At 71.0% G+C, this 8,687-nt stretch carries 8 protein-coding genes and 1 pseudogene; 3 read left to right on the top strand and 6 right to left on the bottom strand.

Features of this window, described 5'->3' with window-relative positions; genetic code table 11:
* On the bottom strand, positions 1-409 hold a 409-nt coding region (locus HV826_RS35325), incomplete at its 3' end, for a hypothetical protein (protein WP_176421417.1).
* A 99-nt stretch (positions 410-508) separates the two neighbouring features.
* Here HV826_RS35325 and HV826_RS38205 point away from each other — a divergent pair.
* On the top strand, positions 509-799 hold the full coding sequence (locus HV826_RS38205; RefSeq protein ID WP_163785861.1) for a hypothetical protein: 291 nt from the start codon (positions 509-511) through the stop codon (positions 797-799).
* A 455-nt stretch (positions 800-1,254) separates the two neighbouring features.
* Here the strand turns inward: HV826_RS38205 and HV826_RS38200 are convergent.
* The 3 genes and pseudogenes from HV826_RS38200 to HV826_RS35305 all read right to left on the bottom strand — a co-directional run.
* Positions 1,255-2,004: pseudogene (locus HV826_RS38200) on the bottom strand (acyltransferase family protein); the annotation flags it as partial.
* A gap of 65 nt (positions 2,005-2,069) precedes the next feature.
* Positions 2,070-3,368 (bottom strand): UDP-glucose/GDP-mannose dehydrogenase family protein, encoded by a 1,299-nt coding sequence (locus HV826_RS35310; protein ID WP_176421416.1) that lies wholly within the window; start codon positions 3,366-3,368, stop codon positions 2,070-2,072.
* A gap of 103 nt (positions 3,369-3,471) precedes the next feature.
* On the bottom strand, positions 3,472-4,443 hold the full coding sequence (locus HV826_RS35305) for a nucleotidyltransferase family protein (protein ID WP_176421415.1): 972 nt from the start codon (positions 4,441-4,443) through the stop codon (positions 3,472-3,474).
* Positions 4,444-4,645: 202 nt separating this feature from the next.
* Here HV826_RS35305 and HV826_RS35300 point away from each other — a divergent pair, with 202 nt between their 5' ends.
* Positions 4,646-7,405, top strand: a complete 2,760-nt coding sequence (locus HV826_RS35300; protein ID WP_176421414.1) for an FG-GAP-like repeat-containing protein — start codon at positions 4,646-4,648, stop codon at positions 7,403-7,405.
* A gap of 60 nt (positions 7,406-7,465) precedes the next feature.
* Here the strand turns inward: HV826_RS35300 and HV826_RS35295 are convergent, their stop codons facing one another.
* Positions 7,466-7,900, bottom strand: coding sequence for a YciI family protein (locus HV826_RS35295; protein ID WP_176421413.1), 435 nt, complete (start codon positions 7,898-7,900; stop codon positions 7,466-7,468).
* Between HV826_RS35295 and HV826_RS35290 the strand changes: the two genes are divergently transcribed.
* A complete protein-coding gene (locus tag HV826_RS35290) occupies positions 7,821-8,009 on the top strand; it encodes a hypothetical protein (RefSeq protein ID WP_176421412.1) in 189 nt (62 codons plus the stop codon). The two genes, HV826_RS35295 and HV826_RS35290, sit on opposite strands and share 80 nt — an antisense overlap.
* Before the next feature lie 215 nt (positions 8,010-8,224).
* Here HV826_RS35290 and HV826_RS35285 read toward each other — a convergent pair whose 3' ends face one another.
* Positions 8,225-8,668: a nucleotidyltransferase family protein gene (locus HV826_RS35285; protein ID WP_368671063.1), complete on the bottom strand. Its 444-nt coding sequence runs from the start codon at positions 8,666-8,668 to the stop codon at positions 8,225-8,227.
* Positions 8,669-8,687 lie beyond the last annotated feature (19 nt).

The raw sequence follows: 8,687 nt of genomic DNA, 5'->3' as shown, positions 1-8,687 counted from the left end.
CGACACCCCCGACCGTCAGGCCCACCCCCAGGCCCAGCAAGGTGCCGGCGTTGTCCTCATTCGACGTCCCCATCCCGACGATGATGAGCGGGATGCCCAGCAGCAGCAGCGGGGACAGCACGTAGCCGGAGTACGCCATCACCAGCGAGCCCGCGGGCCAGTTCGTGTCGATGGCGCGAATCTCGCTCTGGAGCATGGCGATCTGCTGCGTCAGCTCCCGGGCGCGGGCGTCCAGGTCCTCCGGCAGGGGCGGCGGCGTTGGCGTCCCGGACACGTCCGGCGTCTCCTCCGCCGGAGCCTGGGCGAGGAGCCGGGCGGACACGGGCCGCTCGGCCATGGGCGTCAGGAGCGAGTGGGACGTCGAAGTGGACGCGGTGGCCAGCAACGCAGCGGCGACGAGTGACAACATGTGTGGCGTTTCCCCCAGGTGTGGAGCAGCCGGGCGACCCTAGCATCCGCCCAGGCACGAAGGGCTCGAAGCCAGCTTGCATCCAGGGGACCTTCTGGCATGTTCGCCGCAGCCATGCGCCGCTTCATCGTCACCGCCGCCCTCCTTTGTTCCGCCCTGTCCGGCCTCACCGGCTGCAAGGGTGCCTGCCGCGAGCTGTCCGAGAAGCTGTGCGACTGCTCCATCAACTCGGTGGAGAAGGAGCTGTGCCTCCGTCGCGCCGCCCAGGAGGAGAACCGCGTGGAGCCCACCGCGGAGGATGAGGCGGTGTGCGAGGAGCGCCTGGACGGCTGCGACTGCCGCGCCATCGAGACCGAGGAAGGCAAGCGCGCCTGCGGCATCTCCCGCTGAGGCCCCCCACGCGTCCGGAGGCTCCGGGCGCAGGTGCCTCGGACGCCGCCCGTCTCGCTTGACGGCGCCAGCCCGCCGCTCAGGGCCCAGACACCACCGGCTTCGCGGGCTCGCGCGGCGCACCGTCCACCCAGGGCGTGAGCGCGGCGCGGACGCGTGAGCGCAGCGGTGTCTCCACGGCGCGGTGCACCCACAGCGACGCGGGCACGGCCAGCAGCAACACGGTGGCCAGCAGCCCCTCCGGCGTGCGCAGCTCCACCCAGGGCGCCAGCGACGTCCCCAGGCCCTTGGCCGCCTCCGACACCGGGTACTGGAGCAGGTAGAGCGCGTAGCTGGCGCCCCCCAGCTTCACCAGCGTGGGACGTGACAGCAGCCAGCCCAGGGCGCCTCCGCCCCCGCGCCAGCCCGTACACCAGCAGCCCCGACGCGGGCGCCAGCAGGGCGTTGTGCATCAGCGGATACGGCACCCGCGCGCCCGCCGCGCCCGCCGCCACCAGCAACGCCGCCCCCAGCGCCGCCAGCACCGCGCCGGAGCCCTTCACCCCACCGGCCGCGCGCTCGCGCACGAAGCACCAGCCCAGCAGGACGCCGAAGAGGAACTCCGGCAGCCGCGCCAGCGGGTTGAACTTGAGCGCCATCAGCCAGGGCCCCGACGCCTGCACGTCCACCGGCCCCGGACCGTCCGGCGACAGCGCCAGGTACAGCAGCGGCGGCAGCAGCCCCAGCACCCACGCGCCGCCCAGGGCCACGGGGAGCCACGCGGGGTTGAGCCGGGGCAGCCCCTTCGCCAGCCGGGGAAAGAGGCCGTAGAAGCAGGCCTCCACCGCCACGGACCAACCCGGCGGATTCCAGTACAGCGCCAGCCGGGGCACCCAGGCCTGGAGCAGCGCCAGCGTCACCGCCCCGCCCACCGCGAGCTTCGCGGAAGCCACCTTCCAGCCGTTGTCCGCCACGGACGCGGCGATGGTGGTGGGCGCGGACAGGAGGAACGTCAGCGCGTAGACGGGATACACCCGGGCGACGCGCGCGGCCCAGAAGGCCCGGGGCGACGTCGCCATGCGCCCGTCCGCGTCCAGGTAGTTCCAGGCGAGCACGAAGCCGGACAGGACGAAGAAGACGCCCACCGCGGCGTAGCCCGCGCCCGCCCAGTCGCGCAGCGCTTCCGGTGCCGTGCCCAGGCACGGCGCCGCGAAGTGGAACAACACGACGTGCAGGGCCGCGACGAAGCGCAGCCCCGTCAGCGCGTCGAGCGCCCTGCTCCCACGCACCGCTACCGCCGGCCGATGCCGTAGTACGTGAAGCCCAGCTCACGCATGCGCGTGGGGTCGTACACGTTGCGGCCGTCGAACACGACGGGCGACTTCATCAGCGTCTTCATGCGCTCGAAGTCCGGGTGGCGGAACTCGTTCCACTCCGTCACCACGAAGAGGCCGTCCACGCCCTCCAGCGCCTCGTAGGGCACGGAGGCGTAGCGGATGCGCTCACCGAAGACGCGCCTGGCCGTGTGCGGGGACACCGGGTCATGCGCAATCACCTGGGCGCCCTTGCCGATGAGGCCCTCGATGACCTCGATGGACGGCGCCTCGCGCATGTCGTCCGTCTTCGGCTTGAAGGCCAGACCCCACACGCCGAACTTGCGGCCCTCCAGCGAGCCGTAGTGTTTGGCGGCCTTGTTCACCAGCAGCTTCTTCTGGCGCTCGTTGGTGCGCTCCACCGCGCGCAGCAGGTCCAGCTCCAGGCCGTAGTCACGCGCCGTGGCCACCAGCGCCTTCACGTCCTTGGGGAAGCAGGAGCCGCCGTAGCCCACGCCCGGGAAGAGGAACGGATAGCCGATGCGCTTGTCCGAGCCCAGGCCCTTGCGCACGAAGTCCACGTCCGCGCCCACCTTCTCGCAGAGCGCGGCGATGTCGTTCATGAAGGAGATGCGCGTGGCCAGCATCGCGTTGGCCGCGTACTTCGTCAGCTCCGCCGAGCGCGTGTCCATGAACAGCACCGGGTTCTCGGTGCGAACGAAGGGCGAGTACAGGTCCGCCATCACCTTGCGGGCGCGCTCGGAGTCCACGCCGATGACGACGCGGTCAGGCTTGAGGAAGTCGTCCAGCGCGGCGCCCTCCTTGAGGAACTCCGGGTTGGAGACGACGTCGAACTCGATGTCCGTCACCTTGCGGATGGCCTCGCGCACCTTGTCCGCGGTGCCCACCGGCACGGTGCTCTTGTCCACCACCACCGTGTACTGCTTCATCGCCTTGCCAATCTGCTCGGCGGCGGCCAGCACGTACTGGAGGTCGGCGTCGCCGCTCTCACCCTCGGGCGTGCCCACGGCGATGAAGACGACCTGCGCGTGGGTGACGGCCTCCGTCAGGTCCCGGGTGAAGAACAGGCGCTTCTCGCGCACGTTCTTCTTGATGAGCTCCTCCAGGCCGGGCTCGTAGATGGGCACCTCGCCCGCCTGGAGCATGCGGATCTTCCGCTCGTCGATGTCCACGCACGTGACGTCGTTGCCCGAGTCCGCGAAGCAGGTGCCCGCGACCAGGCCGACGTAGCCGGTTCCGATGATGGCAATACGCATTGAGGGAGCCCCAGTGAATGTCTCTTGGAGGACTCATACGCCGGGAGGGAGTCCGAAAGGAAGCCCATCCCCGCCGCTGGGGCCGCCCCGCAAGCAGCCAGGCTTACTGGCCCGTGAGCAGGCGGCGAACCCGCTCCATGCCCTTGAGGGCCGAGGTCCGGCCAGGGGTGCATACAGGACCCACCACCGTCCGCTCCAGCAGCTCCCGCGTCGCCCTGCGCAGCGGCGGCAGCGCGGCGGTGGCGTCCGCGGCGGCGTCCGGGAACAAGCGCGCGACAATCGACAGGGACGTGTAGAGCGCCCGCTCCAGGCGCCACTCCGCGGCCCGGGCCAACAGCAACGGCACGTCCAGCGGACGCGAGTACACGCCGCCCATCCACTTCGCGCCGGTGACGAGCTCGCGCAGGTCGATGAAGGACAGCCACGGCACCGCGTACCCGTGGCGCGCATGCTCCAGCGCCACCAGCAGCACCGCGTCCTCCAGCTCCGGGCGGTAGAGCGAGGCGCCGTACACGCGCATGGGCCTGGCCCGCTCGATGATGCCCGCCGTCTGCTCGCGCCGCTGGGGGCCCAGCATGTCCGAATAGAGCAGGATGACGGTGCGCCCATCGGACACCACCTTCGCGGCGCCGCTGTTCTCCGTGTCGGGCTCCGGAGCGAACTCGTGGTGGGACAGGAAGCCCGAGAAGCCGTCCACATCCAGGCGCTTCATCAGGAGCTGCAGCTCCGGCACGGGGCGGAAGCCCACGTGCGGATAGAGCGAGTCCGCGAAGGACGCGGCCCCCATCAGCACCAGCCTGCGCCCCTCCAGCGCGCCCACGATGCGCTTGAAGTTCACGAGCTTCATCACGTTGTCGTTGACGGAGCCCTGGTAGATGCTGAGCAGCTTGTCCCGCGCCCACTCCGGCGCGTTGCCCGCGCCCAGCCGGTACTCCAGGTTGTAGGCCGCCAAGGGCGCCAGGCCCTGGGCGATGGCCCAGTCCACGTACTCCTCCCAGGGCGCCCCGCGCAGCGCGCCGCGTGGCGGGTCAAACGAGGAGAGCACTCGGAAGGTGTCGAGCAGACTGGCGGGCATGGGCCCCCCTTTAACGGTCCGGACGCATGGCCTGCAACGCCCGGATGACGTCACGCCCGATGTGAAGCACCCGTCACTCCCAGGCGCCAGGGGTGAACACCCGACACAGGCCGGCCTTCCAGGGTGGGTCCGCAAACCCGTCCGAATGAATACCTGGGCCGCCCGGTACGTCGCGGGCCGGGCAGGCATTCTTGGAGGCGGCATGTCGCAGCAGGGCTGGTCGGACGGGCGTCCGGGACGTTGGCTCACGCTCGGAGCGCTCGGATGGGTGGCGTGCACTGGCACGCCCCCCGAGCAACCTCCGGCATTCGACAACACCACGGCGGTGGAGTCGGAGGCCCGGTGCGAGGTGCGGCCGCCCTTCGAGCCCCACTTCGAGCCCGAGGTGGAGTGGGCGTGGACGGCCAGTCCTTTGATGCCCACGCACACCAACGCGCAGGCCACGCCCGTGGTGGTGGACGTCAACGCGGATGGCGTCCCCGACGTGGTGTTCAACAGCTTCGAGGGCTGGAACTTCAAGACGAACGGCGTGCTGCGCGCCCTCAGCGGCGCGGACGGCTCGGACCTGTGGGCGGTGACGGACCCGGCGTACCGCACCCGGGGCTCGGCCAGCGTCGCGGCGGGCGACATTGACGGAGACGGCAAGGTGGAGCTGTGCACCGTGCCGGAGCGCGCCCAGGGCATCATCTGCTTCGAGCACACCGGCGCCTTCAAGTTCCGCGCGGACGGGCCCCCGCTCGACTGGGGCGGCGTGTCCCTGGCCGACCTGGACGGAGATGGCTCGGTGGAGATCATCGCCGGCAACCACGTCTACGACAGCGGCGGGACGCTCCGGTGGGTGGGCAGCGACGGCGTGGGCAGCCCGGCCAACGACACCGGGCCGCTGGCGTTCGCGGTGGACCTGGACGGGGACGGGCTCCAGGAGGTGGTGAACGGCCGCGCCATCTACCGGCATGACGGCACGCTCCAGTGCAAGGCGGCGGAGCTGGGCCACGGGCTTTCGGGCGTGGGCAACTTCGACGCGGACCCCCAGGGCGAAGTCGTCGTGGTGTGGGACGGCCACGTGTCCTTGATGGACGCGAACTGCCAGGTGAAGTGGACCGTGCAGCACCTGGGCGGCGGCGTGGGCGGACCGCCGAACATCGCGGACTTCGACGGGGACGGACAGCCGGAGATTGGCGTGGCGGGCGCGTCCCACTACGCCGTGTTCGAGTCGAACGGCGCGGTGAAGTGGCTGAGCCCCACGCAGGACCACAGCTCCAACCGCACCGGCTCCTCCACCTTCGACTTCGAGGGCGACGGCCGCGCCGAGGTCGTCTACGCGGACGAGACGGCGCTGCGCATCTACGACGGCGTGACGGGGCAGGTCCGCTTCGAGGCGCCGCACAGCTCATGCACCGCGTATGAGAATCCGGTGGTCGCGGACGTGGACGGTGACGGCAACGCCGAAGTCGTCGTCGCGCAGAACACGGCCTGTGGCTACGGCGGCTTCAATGGCATCCGCGTGTACCGGGACCGCAAGGACGGCTGGGTGAACACGCGGCGCATCTGGAACCAGCACGCCTACTCCGTCACCAACGTGAATGACGACGGCACCCTGCCCGCGCGTCCGGTGAGCAACTGGCTGGCGCCGGGGCTCAACACCTTCCGCACCAACAGCCAGGGCACGGGCACCGTGCGGCCCTTCGCGGCGCCGGACCTCGCGCTCGGACTGGTGACGGCCGCGTGCACCGGCGAGGGCGCGGTGACGCTCGGCGCGAGGGTGCGCAACCAGGGAGATTCGGCGGCCTCGGCGGGTGTCCAGGTGGCCTTCTATCAGGACGCGGTGGGCGAAGGCGGCACGCTGCTGGGCGTGGCCACCGTGGCCCACACGCTGGAGGCGGGCGCGGAGGCGTCCGTGGAGCTGCCCATCGACACCGCCGAGCGCGGCTGGGTGCTCGTCTATGCGGTGGTGGATGACGACGGCACTGGCGCCGGGCGCGAGCTGGAGTGCCGCGAGGACAACAACGTCGCGTCGGCGCAGCTGAAGCTGGCGTGCGCGCCCAACGAGCCGCCGGTGGCGCTGTGCCAGGACGTCGTCGTGGAAGCGGACGCGCAGTGCCGCGCGTCGGCCAGCGTGGACAACGGCAGCCATGACCCGGACGGACAGCCGGGCCCCTTCTCGCTGACGCAGACGGCGCCCGGCCCCTTCAGCTTGGGGCGGCATGCCGTGACGCTCACGGCCCATGATGGCGAGGACAGCGCGGTGTGCCAGGCCACGGTGAAGGTGGTGGACACGACGCTGCCGTCCATCGTCTGTCCCGCGCCGCAGGTGCTGGAGTGCGTGGCGGGGGGCGCGGAGACCACCTACACCGCGCGAGCGGAGGACAACTGCGGGCCGGTGTCGGTGACGTGCACGCCGCCGGCGGGCTCCCGGTTCCCGCTGGGGCGCTCGGTGGTGGACTGCAACGCGGTGGATGGCTCCGGCAACGCGTGCGGCTGCGCCTTCTCCGTGACGGTGCGGGACACGCGGGCGCCCGTGCCCGGCGCGCCCCTGGGCAAGCGGCTGTGGCCTGTGGACCACCAGTACCGCACGGTGACGCTGGCGGAGTGCGCGGCGCCCGCGAAGGACGCGTGCATGGGTGACCTGTCACTGGCGCAGCATGGCCGCATCATCCGGGTGACGTCGGATGAGTCGGAGGACGTCGCGGGCAGCTGCGACGGCGCCACCTGCGAAGACATCGACGTGCGGGTGAACGCCAGCTCCGTCCAGCTCCGCGCCGAACGTGACGACGCCGGAGATGGCCGCGTCTACACGGTGCACTACGTGGTGGAGGACCCGTCCGGGAACCGGGCCGACGGACGCTGCACAGTGGAGGTGCCGCGCGACTCCGCCGGCCAGCACGTGCTCGACAGCGGACCGAAGTACTGCGTGGGCCAGGGCTGCGCGCCGGGCCTGGGCGGCAGCCCGCTGTGCCCATGAGGTGAGTGAGGCAGGGGCATGGAGCGGCGTCGCTCCACCGCCCCGCTTCCGCCCCTCGCATCAGGAGCCGCGACGCTGGTCCATTTCTGCGCGCAGCTTCTCCTCCTGGGCGCGCAGCTCCGGCGTGAACTCGGCGCCGAAGTCGGCCAGCTCGTAGAAGGGACGGATTTCCAGGTCCGACTCCTCGCCCGGCATCGGGTCCGGGCAACGGCGCGCCCACTCCATCGCCTCCTCCATCGACTTCACCTGCCAGATCCAGTAGCCGGCCACGAGTTCCTTCGTCTCGGCGAAGGGGCCGTCGATGACGCGCCTGGTTCCGTTCGAGAACCGGATGCGCTTGCCGGCACTGCTCGGCCTGAGGCCATCTCCATCGAGCATCACCCCGGCCTTCACCAACTCCTCGTTGAACTTGCCCATGTCCGCGAACTCCTTCTCGCTGGGCATCACCCCTGCCTCGGAGTTCTTCGTCGCCTTCACAAGCACCATGACCTTCATCGCATCGCCCTTTCGGTTGGGGGCACCGCCCCGTTCTGAAATGGCGACGAATCAGCCGGACGCGGATCGACACGGCCACAAGAAAATCGACACGGCGGCCGGGCCCTGAAAAACCCGAGCAGATTCAAGCCTCTACGAAACGGAGCCAAGGAGCCCTCTGTCGGGAGGCTGACCGGCCGCTCGCGGCGACATCCGCCGGAAATGACCGTGGTCCACGGCCCGAGTCGCACGGCGGCCCTCATGAGCCAGATTCACTCCCTGGCGCGCTGGCCATGGCGATGGGCGGACTGGCTGGCTGCGGCCGAGGCATGCCGCGCACCCAGCTCAGCCTGGACGGCGCAGGCTCGCCCGCACGGCGTTCCTTGCGCGCCGGACGCCATACCGCGCCACGGAGCCCATCCGTGGCGCCAGCAGCAGCTTCGCCGCCATCCACCCGGCCCGGCTATCCAGCAGCGACGCCCCCAGCAGCCGCGCGTCGGAGAAAAAACGCCGTGCGAGCACTTGCTGCCAGCGAGGCGGAGCCAGCGCCGCCAGCGCCTCGCCCGGCACCGGCGCGGCCAACAGCCGCCGCGCCGCGTCCCACGCGTACCAGACCGCCTGTGGGAAGGCCGTGCCCCGCGCCCGCTCCACCACCATCCCCCAGTCCAGCCGCGTGTCCGGCAGCGCCAGCAGCTTCAAGTCAAACAGCCACGCCAGCCGCTGCAACGCGTGGTTGCTCGCGTGCAGGGCCAGGTACACCGCTTCGTCCTCGGGCCGCAGCCAGCGCACGGCCCGCCCTGTCTCTTAT

This window comes from Myxococcus sp. AM010, from assembly GCF_013372585.1.
GTDB lineage: Bacteria > Myxococcota > Myxococcia > Myxococcales > Myxococcaceae > Myxococcus > Myxococcus vastator.
The sequence above is the reverse complement of the archived record's forward strand: the minus strand, read 5'-3'. Positions and strand labels throughout refer to the sequence as shown.